Origin of the sequence: Photobacterium swingsii, assembly GCF_024346715.1 — a bacterium.
Taxonomy (GTDB): domain Bacteria; phylum Pseudomonadota; class Gammaproteobacteria; order Enterobacterales; family Vibrionaceae; genus Photobacterium; species Photobacterium swingsii.
On the sequence record NZ_AP024853.1, the window covers coordinates 1,346,327 to 1,364,687 of the forward strand.

Annotated in this window: 17 protein-coding genes; 4 read left to right on the forward strand and 13 right to left on the reverse strand. The window is 46.2% G+C overall.

The features are described from left to right. Window positions 1–53: 53 nt before the first annotated feature. The gene (locus OCU77_RS23180) at window positions 54–1,544 is read left to right on the forward strand and encodes a sodium:solute symporter (RefSeq protein WP_048899599.1); all 1,491 of its coding nucleotides are present in this window, start codon (window positions 54–56) and stop codon (window positions 1,542–1,544) included. 108 nt (window positions 1,545–1,652) lie between these two features. Continuing rightward, window positions 1,653–2,126 (forward strand): N-acetylneuraminate anomerase, encoded by a 474-nt coding sequence (gene nanQ / locus OCU77_RS23185; RefSeq protein ID WP_048899600.1) that lies wholly within the window; start codon window positions 1,653–1,655, stop codon window positions 2,124–2,126. A 146-nt stretch (window positions 2,127–2,272) separates the two neighbouring features. Here nanQ and OCU77_RS23190 read toward each other — a convergent pair whose 3' ends face one another. Next, window positions 2,273–3,829 (reverse strand): DHA2 family efflux MFS transporter permease subunit, encoded by a 1,557-nt coding sequence (locus OCU77_RS23190; protein ID WP_048899601.1) that lies wholly within the window; start codon window positions 3,827–3,829, stop codon window positions 2,273–2,275. Between the two features lie 3 nt (window positions 3,830–3,832). Beyond that, window positions 3,833–4,867 carry an HlyD family secretion protein gene (locus OCU77_RS23195; RefSeq protein WP_107302982.1) on the reverse strand — a complete coding sequence of 345 codons (1,035 nt, stop codon included), beginning with the start codon at window positions 4,865–4,867 and terminating at the stop codon, window positions 3,833–3,835. A 124-nt stretch (window positions 4,868–4,991) separates the two neighbouring features. Here OCU77_RS23195 and OCU77_RS23200 point away from each other — a divergent pair, with 124 nt between their 5' ends. Both OCU77_RS23200 and OCU77_RS23205 read left to right on the forward strand, forming a co-directional pair. Further along, complete coding sequence (locus tag OCU77_RS23200) at window positions 4,992–5,879, forward strand: LysR family transcriptional regulator (RefSeq protein WP_048899603.1); 888 nt, start codon at window positions 4,992–4,994, stop codon at window positions 5,877–5,879. Between the two features lie 164 nt (window positions 5,880–6,043). After that, window positions 6,044–6,619 (forward strand): PEP-CTERM sorting domain-containing protein, encoded by a 576-nt coding sequence (locus OCU77_RS23205; RefSeq protein ID WP_107302981.1) that lies wholly within the window; start codon window positions 6,044–6,046, stop codon window positions 6,617–6,619. Window positions 6,620–6,767: 148 nt separating this feature from the next. Here the strand turns inward: OCU77_RS23205 and OCU77_RS23210 are convergent, their stop codons facing one another. The 11 genes from OCU77_RS23210 to OCU77_RS23260 form a co-directional block, all read right to left on the reverse strand. Continuing rightward, entirely contained in the window at window positions 6,768–8,000 is a 1,233-nt protein-coding gene (locus OCU77_RS23210; protein ID WP_048899605.1) for a beta-ketoacyl-ACP synthase, read from the reverse strand. Then, entirely contained in the window at window positions 7,997–8,722 is a 726-nt protein-coding gene (locus tag OCU77_RS23215; RefSeq protein ID WP_048899606.1) for a 3-ketoacyl-ACP reductase FabG2, read from the reverse strand. The genes OCU77_RS23210 and OCU77_RS23215 overlap by 4 nt, the downstream gene beginning before the upstream one ends. Further along, window positions 8,722–9,183 (reverse strand): hotdog family protein, encoded by a 462-nt coding sequence (locus OCU77_RS23220; protein WP_048899607.1) that lies wholly within the window; start codon window positions 9,181–9,183, stop codon window positions 8,722–8,724. Before OCU77_RS23220 ends, OCU77_RS23215 begins: the two co-directional genes overlap by 1 nt. Next, window positions 9,176–10,453: a beta-ketoacyl-[acyl-carrier-protein] synthase family protein gene (locus OCU77_RS23225; RefSeq protein ID WP_048899608.1), complete on the reverse strand. Its 1,278-nt coding sequence runs from the start codon at window positions 10,451–10,453 to the stop codon at window positions 9,176–9,178. Before OCU77_RS23225 ends, OCU77_RS23220 begins: the two co-directional genes overlap by 8 nt. Window positions 10,454–10,532: 79 nt before the next feature. Next, window positions 10,533–11,192: a DUF3261 domain-containing protein gene (locus tag OCU77_RS23230; protein WP_048899609.1), complete on the reverse strand. Its 660-nt coding sequence runs from the start codon at window positions 11,190–11,192 to the stop codon at window positions 10,533–10,535. Next, window positions 11,189–13,477, reverse strand: coding sequence for an MMPL family transporter (locus OCU77_RS23235; RefSeq protein ID WP_107302980.1), 2,289 nt, complete (start codon window positions 13,475–13,477; stop codon window positions 11,189–11,191). The genes OCU77_RS23230 and OCU77_RS23235 overlap by 4 nt, the downstream gene beginning before the upstream one ends. A 25-nt stretch (window positions 13,478–13,502) precedes the next feature. Continuing rightward, on the reverse strand, window positions 13,503–14,237 hold the full coding sequence (locus OCU77_RS23240) for an outer membrane lipoprotein carrier protein LolA (protein WP_084711824.1): 735 nt from the start codon (window positions 14,235–14,237) through the stop codon (window positions 13,503–13,505). Further along, window positions 14,218–14,658 (reverse strand): acyl-CoA thioesterase, encoded by a 441-nt coding sequence (locus OCU77_RS23245; RefSeq protein ID WP_048899610.1) that lies wholly within the window; start codon window positions 14,656–14,658, stop codon window positions 14,218–14,220. Before OCU77_RS23245 ends, OCU77_RS23240 begins: the two co-directional genes overlap by 20 nt. 17 nt (window positions 14,659–14,675) lie before the next feature. After that, complete coding sequence (locus OCU77_RS23250; RefSeq protein WP_107302979.1) at window positions 14,676–16,208, reverse strand: HAL/PAL/TAL family ammonia-lyase; 1,533 nt, start codon at window positions 16,206–16,208, stop codon at window positions 14,676–14,678. Between the two features lie 5 nt (window positions 16,209–16,213). Beyond that, window positions 16,214–17,929 carry a glycosyltransferase family 2 protein gene (locus OCU77_RS23255; RefSeq protein ID WP_048899611.1) on the reverse strand — a complete coding sequence of 572 codons (1,716 nt, stop codon included), beginning with the start codon at window positions 17,927–17,929 and terminating at the stop codon, window positions 16,214–16,216. A 3-nt stretch (window positions 17,930–17,932) separates the two neighbouring features. After that, window positions 17,933–18,280 (reverse strand): ApeI family dehydratase, encoded by a 348-nt coding sequence (locus OCU77_RS23260; RefSeq protein WP_048899612.1) that lies wholly within the window; start codon window positions 18,278–18,280, stop codon window positions 17,933–17,935. Window positions 18,281–18,361: the final 81 nt, after the last annotated feature.

The following is an 18,361-nucleotide window of genomic DNA, read 5'->3' on the forward strand; positions in this document are numbered from 1 at the left end:
AAAAGCGAAAAATAAACTCTTACCTACATACTTATACAGAAAGGAGCAACAGCATGGAAATGCACGCATTTGGGACCTTAAATTATGTCGTCTTACTGGTTTATTTAACAGCGATCATGTTGGTCGGAGTGTATTTTGCTCGCCGACAAAAATCGGCGGATGACTACTTTAAAGCGGGTGGGCGTATTCCCGGTTGGGCTGCTGGTATTAGTGTCTTTGCGACCACTCTTAGCTCAATCACTTTTATGTCAATCCCTGCGAAGGCTTATACGGGTGATTGGACCTTTTTAATTGGCCAATATGTGGCAATTCTTATTTTGCCGTTTGTATTCATGTACTACATTCCTTTTTTCCGTAAGCTGAATTTGACTTCAGCGTACGAATATTTGGAAAAGCGGTTTGATGTCAGAATGCGCCTGTTTGCTAGCTTATCTTTCATGCTGTTCCACATTGGCCGTATTGCGATTATTACGTATTTAACCGCTTTAGCTTTGATTCCATTTGTTGATATTAGTCCTCTGACAATCGTGTTCTTAATTGGTGTGCTATGCATCGTTTACACCTTTATGGGCGGTATCGAAGGTGTTATTTGGACTGATGTTATTCAGGGCATTATGTTGTCAGTTGCGGCCGTGCTTATTTTTGTAATGATTTGCTTTAACGTTGATGGTGGAATGACGGAGATCTTCCGTATGTCAGCAGAAGCGGATAAATATTTTCCAGCAGAGAAATTTGCATGGAGTTGGTCTGACAGTACCATTCCTGTTTTGGTTATTGGTTTCTTTTTTGCCAGCCTTCAGCAGTTCACTGCCAGTCAAGATGTTGTGCAGCGTTACATTGTGACGGACTCATTAGAAGAGACCAAGAAGGCGCTTATTACTAATGCCAAATTGGTGGCGGTGATCCCTGTGTTCTTCTTTGCCGTTGGTGCAGCTCTGTATGCTTTTTATACTCAGCATGCTGAATTGTTACCCGCGAATTTTAACACTGGCGGTATCCTGCCTTTCTTCGTGATTTCACAAATGCCTGCGGGTGTCGCTGGGTTAATTATTGCTGCGATTTTTGCGGCTTCTCAGTCAAGCATTTCAAGTAGCTTGAACAGCATTTCTGCGTGTTTTACCTCTGATATTTATCACCGTTTAGGCAAAGAACACTCACCACAAAAAACCTTGTTTGTCGCACGTGCTGTGACTGTCTCTGCAGGTGTATTTGGCGTGATTGCTTCCACTTATTTGATTATGTCTAACGAAAGTGAACTATGGGATGCTTTTAATAGTTTAATCGGCCTGATGGGTGGCCCTATGACTGGCTTATTTATGCTGGGTGTGTTTGTTAAACGCGCGAATGCAAATAGTGCTTTGGTCGGTGTCATTGCTAGTGTCGCCGCTGTGCTGTGGGTGCGCTCTGCGACAGATCTTAATTTCTTCTTTTACGGTGTGATTGGTACTTTGGTAGTGGTTGCTGTGGGTTACATAACAGCGCCATTGTTCAAAGGTAAAAGTGAAGATGACATCAAAGAATTTACACTGCAACATCAGAAGTAAGTATTAATTCCCCCGATCTTCTTGGTATATCGCGAAGCACTATACGAGGAAGTTCTCCCCTAAAGGTTTAAGTGAAGGCTCACTTAAACCTTTTTTTGAGGCTATATTATGATTTTAGGCAATATCCATCATCCAGAAACGTATGCTTTTTTACCGAAAGCATTTCAAGACAGTCTCGCTTTTTTACGAGAACAAGATTTACACCAATTAGCGACGGGTCGTCACGACATAGATGGTGATCGTATCTTTGCAAATGTTATGGCTTTTGAAACCAGCTGTGCCAGCTTGAAGCAAGCCGAGGTACATCAGGAATATATCGATTTTCAGTTTTTAGTTTCTGGTCAAGAGCGCATTGATTATGCTTTGCCGAATGAGCATCCTGTGGCAAAAGCGTATGATGCGCAAGACGACTATTATTTAGTTTCTTCAATGGAAAATGAGATGACGGTTTGTTTATCTGCTGGGGCATTTGCGGTGTTTTTGCCAGAAGAACCTCATAAACCGGGATGCTTGATTGATAGCGCTGGCCTCATAAAGAAAGTCGTTGTGAAAATACATAAATCTTGCCTAGGCGAGCTGTAACCAGAGGCTGCGGCTTGTTTCTGAACAGCGATGACTATCGTGAGGGTTTGGTTTCTGATGCTTGGGAGAAAGTGGTAACGCGGCTTAATACTGGCAGTTTATGATGTTTGCCATATTAAAGCCGCTGTTAGTTTTATTGATTAATCCTAACTCTTGCTGCTGAACATGAGCACCGCAGCTAATGCGAGAAAGGCTGTCATCATCAAGAATACATCGTTGTAAGCCATGATGGCCGCATCTCGCTGCATGGTAGCCGTTAATGACGCTTGGGCTTGTAGCATTGCTGTTGCGCTGTCACTGCCTGCGTGCATAAATGCACTCGCTTGTTGCTGTAATTGATACCATGCGTCGGTACTTACTGCAGGTAAGCTGGTTTTGATATGTGCTAAATGCTCACGTGTTTTGTTATCTAGCAAGGTTGCAATAATCGCGATACTGAATGCCCCACCTAAATTACGCATTACATTGGTGAGCGTTGACGCATCCGGTGTTTGTTCTTTGCTGATCCCCTGCATCGCAACCAGTGATAATGGCACCATAATAAATGGGCTACCAATCGCACGTAATAGCATAGAGAAGATCAGTTGCTGGCCGCCATAGTCCACTGTCATGTGTGTATTTACAAAGCAACTTAGGCCGAACATGACAAACCCAAATGTTACTAAATACTTAGGCTTAATAATGGCAGTCAGTTTAGGCACTAACGGGAAAATCAGTAGTTGTGGGAAGCCCATCCACATTAAGACGCTGCCAATTTCCATTGCGTTGTAACGCTGTATTTGTGTTAAGTAGAGCGGCAAGACATAGATCGATCCAAGTAACGCCATCCCTAAAATTAAATAGGCAACACACGACATCGCAAAGTGGCGATTAGAGAGTAAGCGTAAATTTACCAGTGGCTTTTTGTGTTGGAGTTCGTTGATCACAAAATACACTAAACTCACCCCAGAGATGATCGCCAAGGTAATAATGAATGGCGAGCTAAACCATTCTTCGCGATTTCCCTCTTCTAGCACTACTTCCAAACAGCCAAGTCCCAGTGCCATAGTGATGATGCCAAGCCAGTCCGCTTTCAGCAAACGACCTAAGTCGAGTGGTTCATCATCAAGGCCATAGCGCACCATAAAGATCATCAAAATCGCAGGCGGAATATTGAGGTAGAAGATGTAATGCCACGAAAAGTTTTCAGTGAGCCAGCCCCCTAATGTTGGGCCAATCGAAGGGGCAAAGGTGGCGGTGACACCAAACATCGCCATACCAATTGCGCGCTTTTGAATAGGTAGTAGTTGCACTACCAATGAAAAAGCTAATGGAATTAATGCCCCACCACTAAACCCTTGCAGGGCGCGAAAGATTATCATTGAACTCATGTTCCATGAAATCGAGCACAACAGCGACGACAGGGTAAAAATTACCGTGGTCCAAGTTATGTAACGGCGTTTCCCTAGTGCCATAGACAGCCAGCCACTCAATGGGATTGCAATCATCTCGGCGACAAGGTAAGAGGTCGAAATCCACGAACTTTCATCAAGAGTTGCAGACAGAGCACCTTGAATATCTTTCAGTGATGAGTTGGTGATCTGAATATCTAAGATCGCCATAAATGCCCCCAGTAGACCACCAATTAAGGCGATCCAATGACGACGTGGCACTTCACTGCTTGTCGGTATTGGTGCGGATACCGCTTCGGTGACCGTACTCATGGCTTAGCCTCGGGTATCAACAGTAGCGACAACAGATAAACCTGGAATTAACGTACGGGTTAATTTTTCAGGTTGTGGGATCACGATTTTAACCGGTACGCGTTGTACGATTTTCGTAAAGTTACCTGTCGCATTTTCTGGTGGTAACAGCGCAAACTTAGCGCCTGTAGCGGGAGAGAAACTGTCAATGACACCTTCAAAATGTTGGTCTGGGTATGCATCTAACGCAATATCCACTTTCTGCCCTTGATGCATTTTGCTGAGTTGTGTTTCTTTGAAGTTGGCTTCAACCCATACCTGTTCTGTGGGTACTAGGCTCAATAGTGGCATGCCCGGTTGTACGAGTAAGCCAACACGGACACTGCGTTTGCCAACGATGCCATCAACTGGGGCAAAGATATGGGTGTAGCTGATATTGAGTTGGGCTTGTTCTAGTTGGGCTTCCGCTTCTGATAATGCTGCGGTTGCTTGGGCAATTTGGCTATCGATAACGCCACGTTGATCTTGTGCCGCCTGATGGTTTGCTTGTGCTTCAGACAGTTGTGCACGAGTAACTTTTAAATGTGATTGCATGTCGTCGAGTTCATCTTGCGATGAGTAGTTACGTTTTAGCAGGCTACGGGTGCGGGTTACTTGTTGCTGGGCACGTTCGTATTCAGCTTGTGCCGATTCTATCTTGCTGCTGGATTGGCGGATTAAGGTTTGTTGCAGCTCGCGCTGGGCTTTTAGATTTGTGATGGCTGCTTGGCTAACGGCAAGGTTGGCTTCTGCTTGATCGGCAGCAACTTGATAATCGCGATCGTCTATGGTTGCAATTAAATCACCGGCTTTAACCACTTGGTTATCGGTCACGAAAGACTGGGTGATATAACCAGATACTTTTGGACTAATAGTGGTGATTTCACCTTGCAAATAAGCATTGTCGGTAGATTCAAAATGACGGCCATAGCCATACCAATAGCTACCACCGGCGACGCCGAGCGTAAGCATAATGACAGTGGCGATAAGTGGGGCTTTATTTTTTTTAGTTAGTGTCATTGGGTGTTCTTCTCACGTTTTGTCTGGCTGTTTATTTGTAACCAAGTGTAAATGAGAAAGATTGGTTGATTAGATAGGAGAAAAGGGAAACACTGTTGCAGAAATTTAATTAATAGGGTGAGTGATGGATCTCAATAGTGCCGCTATGTTTGCACAAGTTGTTGAATGTGGGAGTTTTACACAGGCTGCGGAAGCGCTTGATATGACTAAGTCGACAGTGAGTCGTAAAGTCGCTGAGCTAGAAAAGCATTTAGGTGTGCGATTGATCACACGTTCAACCCGTCAGCTGACATTAACGCAAGAAGGTGAGCGTTTTTATCAATCGTGCATCCAAATGTTAGAGATCATGTCGCAAGCTGAACTTGAAGTAACCGCAAGCCAAGATTTAATACGTGGGCGGTTAAACATTGCAATGCCTGTTGAATTGGGTCAAAAAGTGATGGGGAAATACATCAATGCATTTTTGAAGGAGTACCCAAATGTCACCATTCATCTTGAATTGACCAATCGTGATGTCGATTTAATTGCCGAAGGAATCGACTTGTACGCCCAAGTTGGGGCGGTGAATGACTCCAGTATGGTGGCTCGACCTTTCCTTCAGTCGAACAGAATCATTGTCGCCAGCCCTGAATACCTTGCGCAGTATGGCAATATAGAGCACCCGAGTGATCTCGTTTCCCCTCATCACCAAGTGAAAGTCTCAAGTGTCGTGAAGCTGCCGTATTGGGAGTTAACACAAGATGAGCAACAAGAAATTGTTAATTTGCCTTATCGGCTACGTGTAAACACCATCACATCGGCGCTAATGGCGGTAGTCGATGGGTTAGGTGTTGCGATGCTACCTGAGTTTATTTGCCGTCAGCACTTAAAAGAGGGGCGTTTAGTACAGATATTACCTGATTGGCAATTGCCCGCTGTACCTGTCAGTTTTGTTTATCCTCAACGTCAGCTGATCCCCAAACGCTTGCGGGTTCTTATTGATTACTTGGTGGACTGCTTTGAACAGCGTTAAGGCTGAGGTATGAAGCCTCTAGTCTTGGGTGTCAGCATTCTTTACAAGCTGCGAGTACCTAATCAATTTGATGCGTATAAGGTACTGATAATATAGGGGTTAAAAAATTGGCACTTGATTTGCTATCTACTTGAATAGTTAGAATAACTTTCAAGGAATATCACATGAATGGCATCAAAGGATTAGTTATTGCTTCACTGACTACGTTAAGTTTGAATGCGCATGCTGGGCTGATGGGCGTTTCTGAAATCGTGATAAAAAACTCGCTGGATTTATGGATCCAAGTGTCTGAGGTTGCCGCGACTGAAACCGGTACGGGGAATGACTTAGCGCTCAGCTCTGCGGGGGCAATGGCGACGGGTAGTGGCAATTGGTCGGCTGCGAGCTCGCCAGATAAAGCGATTGATGGTGCAGGTCCGCTGGATTATCCATTTATGTATCACTCTGATGGTAAAGGTCCATCTGAGTTCCTAAAAATTGTCCTTGGTAGCCCGAGTGAGTTGGACTCATTAAGCATTTTTGGTCGAACTGGCTGTTGTTCATCACGTGATGTTTTTGATGTATATCTATATAACGATAAGCAAGAAGAATTGTTTAGCGGTAAATATTACAGTGCTGCTAACCCTCAGCACATGGTATTGATTGATTTACCTGATACCGTAATCCCAGAGCCAGCATCCATAGGTTTAGTGATGTTAGGTTTAGCTGGGCTTGGTTTATCGCGCCGTAAAAAAGCATAGTTATTAAGTTGAAGTTGTTAGGTCATTATTCGCGGATAAAAAAACACACTACCTGGGCAGTGTGTTTTTTATTGTGCTTATGGCGATGGCTTTATTGACTCATCGGAAGAATCAAATTAACGACTCCAATGCTTAAAGCTCACAGCGCTTACCGATCCCAGCGTTTAAAGATCAGTGAGGTATTGATGCCACCAAAAGCAAAGTTATTGCTCATTAGGTACTCACAATCAATTTCACGGCCTTCGCCTGTGATGTAGTCGAGCTTGCCACATTGCTCATCAAGGTTATTGAGGTTCAATGTTGGGCTGAACCAGCCGCTGTTCATCATCTCAAGGCTTAGCCAAGCTTCAATCGCGCCACATGCCCCTAAGGTATGGCCAAAGTAACTTTTCAGTGAGCTAATTGGCGCTTTATCACCAAAGATATTGGCGGTGGCATTACTTTCGGCAATGTCACCTTTCTCGGTTGCTGTACCGTGGGCAGAGACGTAACCGATCACATCGGGTGATAGGTTGGCATCTTTTAGCGCCATTTCCATACAAAGCTGCATGGTTTCTTTTTTCGGCTGAGTAACATGGGCTGCATCACAGTTGCTGGCAAAGCCAACTAGCTCAGCATAAATGGTTGCGCCGCGGGCAACGGCATGTTCGTATTCTTCTAATACCAGCGTACCTGCACCTTCACCAATAACGAGGCCATCGCGATCTGTATCGTATGGGCTAGGTGTTTTCTTCGGTGAGTCGTTTTTAAGGCTCGTCGCGAATAAGGTATCGAAAACAGCTGATTCTGTTGGGCAAAGTTCTTCTGCACCACCTGCTACCATTACCGTTTGGTAACCGTGTTTGATTGCTTCATAGGCATAGCCAATTGCTTGGCTACCAGATGTACATGCACTACTGGTAGGAATAACACGGCCACGTAAACCAAAGAATAAGCCCACGTTCACCGCAGTGGTGTGTGGCATCATTTGAACATAGGTAGTGGCAGTAATGGCTTTGGTTGATTTCTCATTTAGCATCACACCAAAAGCCCCAATGGCTGGCGTACTGCCTGTTGAAGAGCCGTAAGCAATACCGGTCTCACCGTTTGTCAGTATGTCGCTACCAATCAAGCCGCTTTGGATCAGTGCGTTTTCAGTTGCCACGGTAGACAGTTTAGATACACGCCCCATCCCACGAACTTGTTTACGGCCATAGTGTTTTGGCAGCGTAAAGTCATCAATAGGTGCGGCTAGCTTAGTGTTTAAACCGTCGTACTGTTCATAGCTTGGCATGTACTGAGTAGCGTTTTCACAAGCGCGTAATTTCGGTTCGATTGCTTGCCAGTCGTTACCAAAAGCAGTAACACCTGACATGCCTGTTACAACAACGCGGCGGCTCATACTAGGCCTCCGTTGACTGAAATCACTTGGCGAGTGACATAGCCTGCAATGTCAGACATTAGGTAGCTGACGAGACCAGCAACTTCTTCAGGTTCACCCATACGACGAAGCGGAACTTGGGGTAAAGCGTGTTCTTTGACGTGCTCATCAACCATGCCCGTATCAATTAAACCGGGTGCTACACAGTTAACTGTGATTTTACGTTTTGCGAGCTCTAACGCCAGTGACTTAGTCGCACCGATCACGCCTGCTTTAGCTGCACTATAGTTGGTTTGACCACGGTTACCCATAATGCCAGATACAGATGCAAGGGTAACGATACGGCCACCTTTACGCTTTTGGACCATAGGCATAACACATGGGTGTAAGACGTTATAAAAACTGTCTAGGTTCGTGTGAATAACACCATCCCACTCTTCTTCTGTCATCGCAGGAAAAGCGGTATCGCGGGTAATACCTGCGTTACTCACCACGCCGTAGTACGCACCATGCTCGGCAATATCGGCTTCTAATACGTCGCGACATTGTTGACGGTTACTAATATCAAATTGAAGTATACGACCCGCACCACCTGCAGTCGTGATGTCGGCAAGGGTAGCTTCAGCACCGGCTTTATCGCTCATGTAGTGCACGACAAGGGTGAAGCCGTCTTTTGCTAGCTGAGTCGCAACAGCGCGGCCAATGCCTTTACTTGCGCCTGTGACTAAAACATGTCGGGTCATTAATGGTTCCTATTTTGCATTTGATCTAGTTGTTGTTCTGTGGGTACGAACGCATTGAGCTGGCTCTTTGCTATGACAGTGCCTTGGTGCTCGATGCGACAGCTGAAGGCTGCCATACCATTATTTTCCATCACTTTTTCAGCAAAAATATCGAAGACGTTATTTTCTTCAAATTGCGCGTAATCGCTGTCATAGCGTCGGCTACCCAGTAAAAAGCCGATCGGTGCGCTTTGGTTGTTACGCCAAGCTTGATACCCCGACCAACCCGCTACGGTTTGTGCCATAAATTCGATACCGACATAGCCTGGAATGCTACGTGTCTGCTGATCGAAAAAAAGGTTGTTTTCACTGATGGTGACTTGGCAATGGATATGCTCATCGCCAACATCGATCATGTCATCAATTAGCACCATAGGGCTACCGTGGGGCAATAATTGATGTAAGTGGGGAGTTTTAGTCATACACATATCCAAAAATAAGGCTGATATTGTTGCCACCAAAGGCAAAAGAATTGCTCAAAATGGCTTTATTGTTGAGTGCGATATGTTGTTCAGCAAGTTGAATTGGTGCCAAGCTGTCTGCGCGTTCACCATCGTTAATTTGCTGAGGTATTGAAAGATTATACCGTAAAACGTGCCAGCATATTGCAGCTTCTACGGCACTTGCCGCGCCAAGAGTATGGCCAGTGAGTGGTTTGGTTGAACTGACGGGCACTTTGTCACCGAAAATACGGTGGATCGCCTTGGCTTCCATTTCATCATTCAGCGGTGTTGCTGTGCCATGAGCATTAATATAACCAATATCAGTTGGCGCTAATTGGGCGTTGGTTAATGCTTTTCGCATGGCTTCTTCAGCACCATTCCCCTCGGGATGGGGGGCTGAAATATGGTGCGCATCTGAGCTGTCCCCCGCACCTAATAGTGCAATGGCTGGCTGGTTGTTATCTGTTCTTTTATCCGAGCTGGTATCAGAACTTGTATCAAAGTCTTCAGCATTCGCAGAGGGTTTATCTTGGCTAAGTAACATAAAGGCGGCAGCTTCACCAATATTGATCCCTTTGCGGTTAGCACTAAAAGGGTTGCAGCGCTCGTCTGATAACGCTTCCAATCCATGAAAACCATTTAGGGTCAGCTTACACAGTGAATCGGCACCGCCCACAATGACGGCATCAGCTAGGCCTGATTGTAATAAACGTTGCGCCGATAGGAAGACGCGACCGCTGGATGAGCAAGCCGTTGATACCGTATACGTAGGGCCTTGTAGCTGAAAATAGTCTGCGATGAATTCACTTAAGTTACCCAGTTCTTGCTGGTGGTAGTGAAATTCTGATGGGAATTCGCCATCACTCGCTTGGGCTTTTAACGCGGTTTCACCGTCAGCAATGCCTGATGTACTACTGCCAACGATCACTGCAATACGATCGCGTCCATACTGGGCAACGGCTTGTGCAACGCTGGGTGCAATTTGGATTAAGGCAGATTGTGCTAATCGATTATTGTGAGTGTCGAATGCTTTTAATGCGATAGGTAGAGCCGCTAAGTCAGCGCTCACTTTGCCTATCACGGTTGATGTGCCATCGTTCAGCATATTGTCACAAACTTGCATATCTGGACTGTGCCCTTGAGCAAGTCGAGTATGGATCTCGTGATGGTCTAAGCCTAGCGCAGAGTGAAAACCACAACTATGAATGTATAGTGGTGTGGCTGCTGGGGCTGACTCTGTTTGATTCATCGTGTTGCACCGTGCTGTTGTTGTTCATTATACCGAGCGATTAGGCAAGGTCTTTATTACTCTTCTCGCAAGCTGCGGGTCAAAGCGCTTGTTGAGTATGGTTCAGGGTTTTGATGGTGATGGTATAACCCAATTGACGATTGTTGAAAGTGATGAGGCCATCTAAATAAGCACTCGTTTTAACGCCAGCTATCGAGCTGGTTGAATAATGAATGTCTGCGACAAGCTCGCCTTTAGCATCAAACAGTTGGCGTTGTTGCTTAGACTCGGTGAGTCGCCAGCCGATTTGTGCTAAATGCGGTTGCCAGCTCTCAACAGGCCATAACGTGATCATCAGATTAAACAAGACTTGCTCAGGTTTTGGCAACGCCGTTTCAAGTCCTGTTAGCACACTCGCTTCAATCATTTGGTTTTGGTATGACAGCGTTAGAATACGCGCCCCCCATGATGAAAACCCCGCAAGTGCGACTTTATTTGGGTCGACTTCAAGTTGAACTGGTAGCTGCTGCTGTTGCTTTTGTTCTGCAGGGGCACCCCACTGTGCACCGATGAGCTGGCTCGCGGTTAAGCGGTAACCCAGATCTTCAGGCGTTGGAATGGTGACCGACACATTGGGGGCAATTTCAATTAAGTTTGTTTGTTGTTGCTGAGGCTGTGAACTACAGCCTGATAGCGCACTTAGGAGCAGAGCAGCGCAAAGCGCAGACGAAAAAGGCTTGATAGTCCTAGATAAAATCATGCGTTGTGCTCCTTGGTTGAAGAGGATGTATTCGCAGGTGACATCGATAATGGCGCGAGTAACCACGCCACCATGATACCCGTAAGCACTGTGATGCCAAAGCTGTGGATCGCTTGAGTTTGGCTTAAGGCTAATAAACCAAATGAGAGCAAGGTCGTCATAGCGGATAGGGTTATCGACAGTAAGGTGGTATCTGCTTGGTGCTGCTCAGCAAAGAACAAGGTGTAGTCGATACCTATCCCTAAAATTAGAATCAATGCCAGTAAGTTAAACAAGTTAAGTGGTACACCTGTTAAGCTTGTTACGCCAATTCCCACTATTCCTGCGATTACGGGCGGTAGCATTAGTCGCACGGCACGCGTGAAATCGTAGCGCCACCATAGTACAGCCATGATCACTAAGCTGGCAGCGATCAGCAATTCAGTCACGCGTACGCGGTATTCACCAAACAGTGCAGAGACTTCATCAGCTTTATTAAGGTAGCTAACAGTAGCTGACTGCTCAGCGAAATCGATAATTGGGGCAATGTCGGCCACGTCACTCAGCATGATAATAGCGGCGTGTTGTTGATTCGCCAATTTACCTAGCCATAAGAAACGGAGTGGCTCAGACACGGGTGAGTCGATAAACTGCGCTATGGTTAATGGGCTAAAATCATGCTCAAGTTTAGCTTGTCCTGCTGTTGGCAGTGATTGCGCCAAGACTGCTCCCTGCTGTTGATAAAGGTGCTGAATCAGCTCATGGTTTTGCCGTTGGGTCTTTTCCGATGGTAGATATTGGCTAATACTCTGAAACCCTTTTAACACCCCTTGGTGTTGGAACTGGGTGAGCGTATTAGATACCGACTCTAGGTTTTGTAATAGCTGCTGCTGATTATTTGCTGTCACAACCAACATTTGCTGGCTGCTACTGAGTCCTGTGATGGCTTTTATGGTGTCTTCTTGCTGCTTTAACTCTTGTGGCAGTGCTTGTAACTGGCGAATGTCATCGTTGTATTCAACATGATAGAGGCCAACCAGAGCGAGGCTGAGCAAAAGTGTGGGCAGTCCTTTCCTAAATAGTGGTTGTTGCCACAGGGCCAACCAAGCGTGCATGGCACGGGTTAACGGTAACGGTCGGGATTGGCTCGGTTTAGCCGCTAAAACTGGGTACCAACATACGACAGTCGCATAGGCGGCAACAAGGCCAATGGCTGAGAAAAGTGAGAGTTGTTGTAACCCTGGGAAGGGCGCAATCAACATGCCAAGGTAACCAATTAGGCTGGTGATAAGCCCTAGTGTAATGGCAGTAAAAATCTGTTTTAAGCCTTTATTGGCATGCCAGCTATTACCTGCTGCTAGGCGATCGGTTAAAAAGTGAAAGGCATAATCGATGGAAACGCCGATTAAGCTAGCGCCAAAGACAAGGCTGAATAGGTGCACCTTACCAAAAATAGCCACGGTGCCGACGAACGCGGCTAGTAAGCCACAGCCTATGGACAATAGCGCTAATGCAAGAGGTAATGGACTGCGATACACCAGCAACAGCAATAAAATCACCCCGACCAGCGAGCCAACCCCTATGGTGCTGATTTCACTTTTTGCACTTTCTGTACCGTGTTCTGCGTAGAACACGACCCCCGTATGCAGTAACTCAACCTTGTAGGTGTCGCGTATGCCTTGCTCAATATTTAACAGCGCAGGCAATTGTTGTTGTAGCTGATAGCTGTAGGGCGAATCGGCTAAATCGGCACTGATCAGTACAAACTGCTTACCTTGATATTGGGTTGTGAGGTAGCCCTTGTTTAACGAGAAGTTCCCCGTCTGTTTGGTAAGTTGGCTTAGGTAATCTCGAAATAGCAAAAAAGGATCACTGGCTAGCTCTTGGCCAGTGACACCTGAAAATGGGTTATAGAGTGATTGAATGACGTATTGTGTCTGTTGCTCTGGGTGCAGCGTTAACCGTGCTTTTTGGTCTGCGGTGAGCAGTTGAAAGCGTTTGGGGAAATATAACTCCCCCCATGCTTGCTGAGTATCAACGGGTACCTTAGCTGTGATTTTGCTAAATAACGGCGAAGTGTGTAATGCGCTGTCAAACGCATCTGCTGCAGCTAGCATGTTGTCCGCATCATCACTGCCCAGTAAGAAGATAACCTTGTTACTCATACTTTTCGCAACGTGATCAAAAGCCTGTTGCGCTACGGGATCTTGGCGGTTTTCGGGTAATAACGCCAGTATGTTGGTCTCGATAGGGTTGCTACGCTGGAAAAAAAGCTGTTGCCCTAATGCAACAGCCAGTAACAGCATGACACACAACCAAGCGAGTGCCAGTTTAGAGTTGGAAAGCACGTTGTTCTTCTGCACTTAATGCCGCCGGCGTTGTACGTTGATGAGAAAAATCGATCTGGGTGTTATCACCGCGCACTTCATTAAGACGAAGTTGATTGATGTGTTGATCGCCACGAATCGTGATATTGCGAAAGACCGCGTTGAGCGGAGCAGATGTTGGCACTAATACCAATTGCCATTCGTTATCTTGTTCACTCAAGGTGAGGTCAAACTGCTCCATTAATTGGCTAGTATCGCCTTTGAACAGTGATAAAAAAACATGGCTGAAGTAAAACACCATAGGGTTATCACTGGCCGACATAACCTGCGCGGGTTGATCACCAAACTGTTGGCTAAGTTTGTCCGCGGTAAGCGTGAGCTTTACTGGAAATGGTGCGGTCTGTTGCCACAATAAACCTTGCTGCTGGGTAAGCAAAAACTGCCCTTGAGAAACCAACGGTTGGCTGAACATTTCCATGGTGCGAGTTTGGGTAAAATTACCACGCACCAAGCTATGTTCAGCTAATTGTTGCTGCAGTTTCGCCAGTAAAATTGCCTGCGTCTTAGCTACCTGTGTATTTACTGCCTGTACATCAGTTGTTTGTGCATTGGCTGCTTGTGTATCAGCCGCTTGCACATTGGCAGTAAGGGGAACCGAAGCTACCAAGCCCCAAAGATAGAGCGGAGCAAGCTTACGCTTACTGAACTGTCTTGTTTTCTTACTCAGTTTTACCTGCATGGTAAGCCTCTACTTTGTCGGTAAACACCGTTGGCGAGACATAACACATCTCGCCATTATCGATGTGCACCGCCACTTGCATTGTATGTGCCTTGGTTAAACGCTTGCCGCTATCAAGGTCGAAAATAACGTAATCGACCCGTAAGCGGTTTTCCCATTCCGTCATGGTCGCGGTAACGCGAATCGCATGATTAAAAGGTAAAGGTTTTACGTATTTGACACGGGTATCGATGATCGGCCAGACATAGCCCGAAGCCTGCATCTCGCGGTAGCTATAGCCTATTTTTTCCATCAGCGCATGGCGCGCTTCTTCAAAATAACGGAAGTAATTACCGTGGTAAATTACGCCCATTGGATCTGCATCTTGAAAGGAGGTGACAATCGTCACCTCAGCAGTCAAGGGCTGTGCAATTTTGGTCATCGACAGCGTCCTTTTAATTAATACAGCGACCAGTGTTGTTGCTGGATCATCGTAATAAATTTACGTAAATCACCTTCTAATGGGCGATCTTCAATCACAGGCTCGAAGTCGCTCAGCACGGCTGTTGTCATCGCTTTTAGCGCTGGGCTGAAGTGATTGTCATCTAATTCATTGTGCTTTTTACGCAATTCTAATGCTTGCGTTGCTGCCAATAATGATGCGGCTGCAACTTGCTCAGTCAGTTGAAGTACGCGTAGACAGTCACGAGAGGCAATTGTCCCCATGCTGACTTTATCTTGGTTGTGACACTCGGTAGAACGCGAGAACACACTTGCAGGCATGGTGTGTTTCAATGCCTCTGCCGTCCAAGCAGAAATACCAATTTGCACCGCTTTAAAGCCGTGATTAATGGGTTTACGCTCGCCTTCAGCACCCGTTAAGTTAAACGGTAAGCCATTGTTAAATTTGTAATCCATTAGCTGTGCCATTTGGCGGTCAAGCAGGTCGGCAAGGTTAGCAACGGCTGTTTTTAGGGTATCCATTGCCATTGCAATGTGGCCCCCGTAGAAGTGCCCACCGTGTAGGACGCGCTCATTGTCACCGTCAATGATTGGGTTATCGTTCGCACTGTTAAGTTCGTTTTCGATCATCTGGCGCAACCAAGGTAGGCTGTCTTGCAGTACGCCAATAACGTGCGGTGCACAACGTAGAGAATAACGGTCCTGTAGACGGTCACTGTTACGTGGTGGGCGTTCAGACTGAAGATCAGAACGCAGCCATGAGGCGATTTGCTGCTGACCTGGGTGAGGTTTTACAGCAAATAAGGCTTCATCAAAGTGAAAGTCATTGCCGTGCATGCCAACTGATACCATTGCGGTAATACGTGTTGATAACTGCGCTAGGTATTCTGCGCGTTTGTAAGCAATACATGCTAACGCTGTCATTACTGAGGTGCCGTTCATCAAGGCCAAACCTTCTTTGGGTTTTAACTTGATAGGGTCGATACCTAATTCTTTGAATACTTCAGCCGTTGGGCGGATTTCACCTTTGTATAACACCTCACGTTCGCCGATAAGTGCTGCGGCAAGATAAGACAATGGCGTTAAATCGCCACTTGCGCCAACAGAGCCTTCTTGTGGAATACGTGGTGCGATGTCTTTGTTAATCAAAGTAACGATTTGATTCAGCAGATCATGGCTAACACCTGAAACCCCTTGCGCTAATGAACATAGGCGAGTGGCTAATACGGCACGTGCTTGTTGTGGGTCTAAGTCTTCACCTAAACCACAGCCGTGAAAACGCGTTAAGTGTAGCGGTAACTCATCAACTAAATCGGTAGGGATCGCAACGGTACAGGAGTCGCCGTAACCTGTTGTTACACCATAAATTACGCCTTCTTCTTTGAGTAAGCGTTCAAGGAATGCGACGCCACGGTCAATCTTGTCATTAAAAGCGGCAGAGTTATTCAGTTCCGCGTTTGCGCCATTAGAGATCGCAACGACGTCTTCAATCGTTAAACGCTCTGCGCCAAAAGTTATTGTCTTTTTCATAAAATTTAGTCTTTTTTATTACTTAACTGCCAGAAATTGAAAAAGTTGTACCATTGAAGCGGTGCTTTCATTGTGTAGTGCTCTAGTCGCTCGGCATAGCGAGTAACGGCACCTTGTAATGCTTCGGTACGGTTTTTTCGTGGCAGCGTCAGCTGTTTAGTAAATAGTTCAAAATACACGTCGAAATGGGGTGTTACTTGTTGTTCGTCACGTAAGCCAAACAGGAGATAGACAGGGGCTTTTAACACACTTGCGAGCATGAATGGCCCCTGTGGGAATGGTGCGGGCTTACCTAAGAAGTCAGCCCATACTGAGCGCTGTTCCTTGGTGGTCGAGGTGCGATCACCCACAATCACCACCCATTCGCCTTGCTCGATTTTTTGTTGTAATAAGATGGCGGTATCGGGGCCCATAGAACTGACTTGAATTAGGTTCAGTTCTGAATCTGGGTTAACGGCTTTCATTACTGAATTAAAGCGTTCTGCGTGTTCAGTAAACACTAACGCATTAATCTTAATGCTTTTATAGTCACGGCTTAGGGCGCGGCATAACTCAAGGTTGCCCAAGTGCGAACCTAAAATGACAATACCTTGTTTGCTTTCAGTCAGTTCCGCAAGGTGTTCACTGCCGTGCAGGGTTATGTTTTGAGTGCTCAAATCACCGCGCCAGCCAGCCAGCTTGTCTAGCATGGTGTGACCAAACGACAGTAGATGCTGATAACTGTTGAGCGGGCTGGGTAGCGGCAGGTTTTTATCGGCAGCATATTGTGTCACTTGCGCTAAGAAGTGCTCAGACTCTTTACGGGCATTCGCGCCAGTGAGGTAGTAGTAACCAATCACTAACTTGAGCAGAGCTGCAAACACACGGCGGCCAAATAGCGAGTACACCCACATTAGCACTTTTATGCCAATTACGGTGCCGCGCTCTTTTTGCTTAGACCAGTGGGTATTGGCGCTGCTCTTTTGGTTATCGGACAAGGCTTTCTGCTGTTGACGACGTTTTAATAATCGCGGGATACGTGGCAGCATGCCAAAGAATAAACGTGTGTGCATTGCGCTGATTTTGACGTTGTCCCATAAGGCATCAAAATGTGATAACCCATCTTCAGGGTAAACCACTTTGGTATCGATAAAGCGGATGTCGCAGTCATCCCAGTACATGCGCACTAAGATCTCGATGTCGAAATCCATTCGCTTGCCGATATTGTTGCGTGAGAGCACCTTAATTGTTTGACCAACAGGGTAAGCACGAAAGCCGCACATGCTGTCTTTAATGCTCATCGATAGCGTTTCAATCCACACCCAAACGTGGGTGGCATAACGACCATACAAGCGAGATTTAGGTACAGACTCATCGTATACCGGACACCCTGAAATCAAGGATGTTGGATTGGCTTTGGCTTCCGCGATCAAGCTCGGTAATGCATCAAGATCATGCTGACCGTCTGCGTCAATCTGAATGGTGTGGGTAAAGCTTTGACGAAACGCTTCTTCAATCCCTGCAATGACCGCACCGCCTTTCCCTTGATTGGTGGTAAGTGTAACAAGGGTGACATGGTCGCGTTTTGCTTGCTCAGCCAATAGTATTTGGGTTTCGCGGTTACTGCCATCGTCAACGATGATGACAGGAAAATCGTATGCAGCTAACGCATCGATAACCGCAGCCACGGTTTTTCCATGGTTATAGCAAGGAATAAGAAAGCAAGGGTGGAAGATCGTCATGTTCTAGTACCCTAACTTGATGCGACCTGATGAATGCGTACCCGCATCAGAAAGGTAACTGAAGTAGAGTTTTTGCTTGTCTGCAACCCATTCCAGCTTCAGCGTTACCACCATGTCTGGTGTGATAGGTTCTTGGAATTTAATCACTTCCATTCCACCGAATTGAGGGGCGGCTTGTAAGAGCTGCTGACCGTAGTAGGTTGCCCAATCGATTTGACTTACGCCCGGAAGAAGAGGGAACTGCGCAAAGTGGCCGGTAAAGTCGACAATATCCGCATCGACACGCAGGGTTAATGTTGCGTGATTATCGGTGATCGCTTGATCGAGTATGGTTGGCTTACGTTTTGTCATTGTTATTTATTACTGCTTTATTAAGTGGTTGCTTATTGAGTGTAGCGGGTAGCAACAACCACTTGTTGAAATATGCACCTG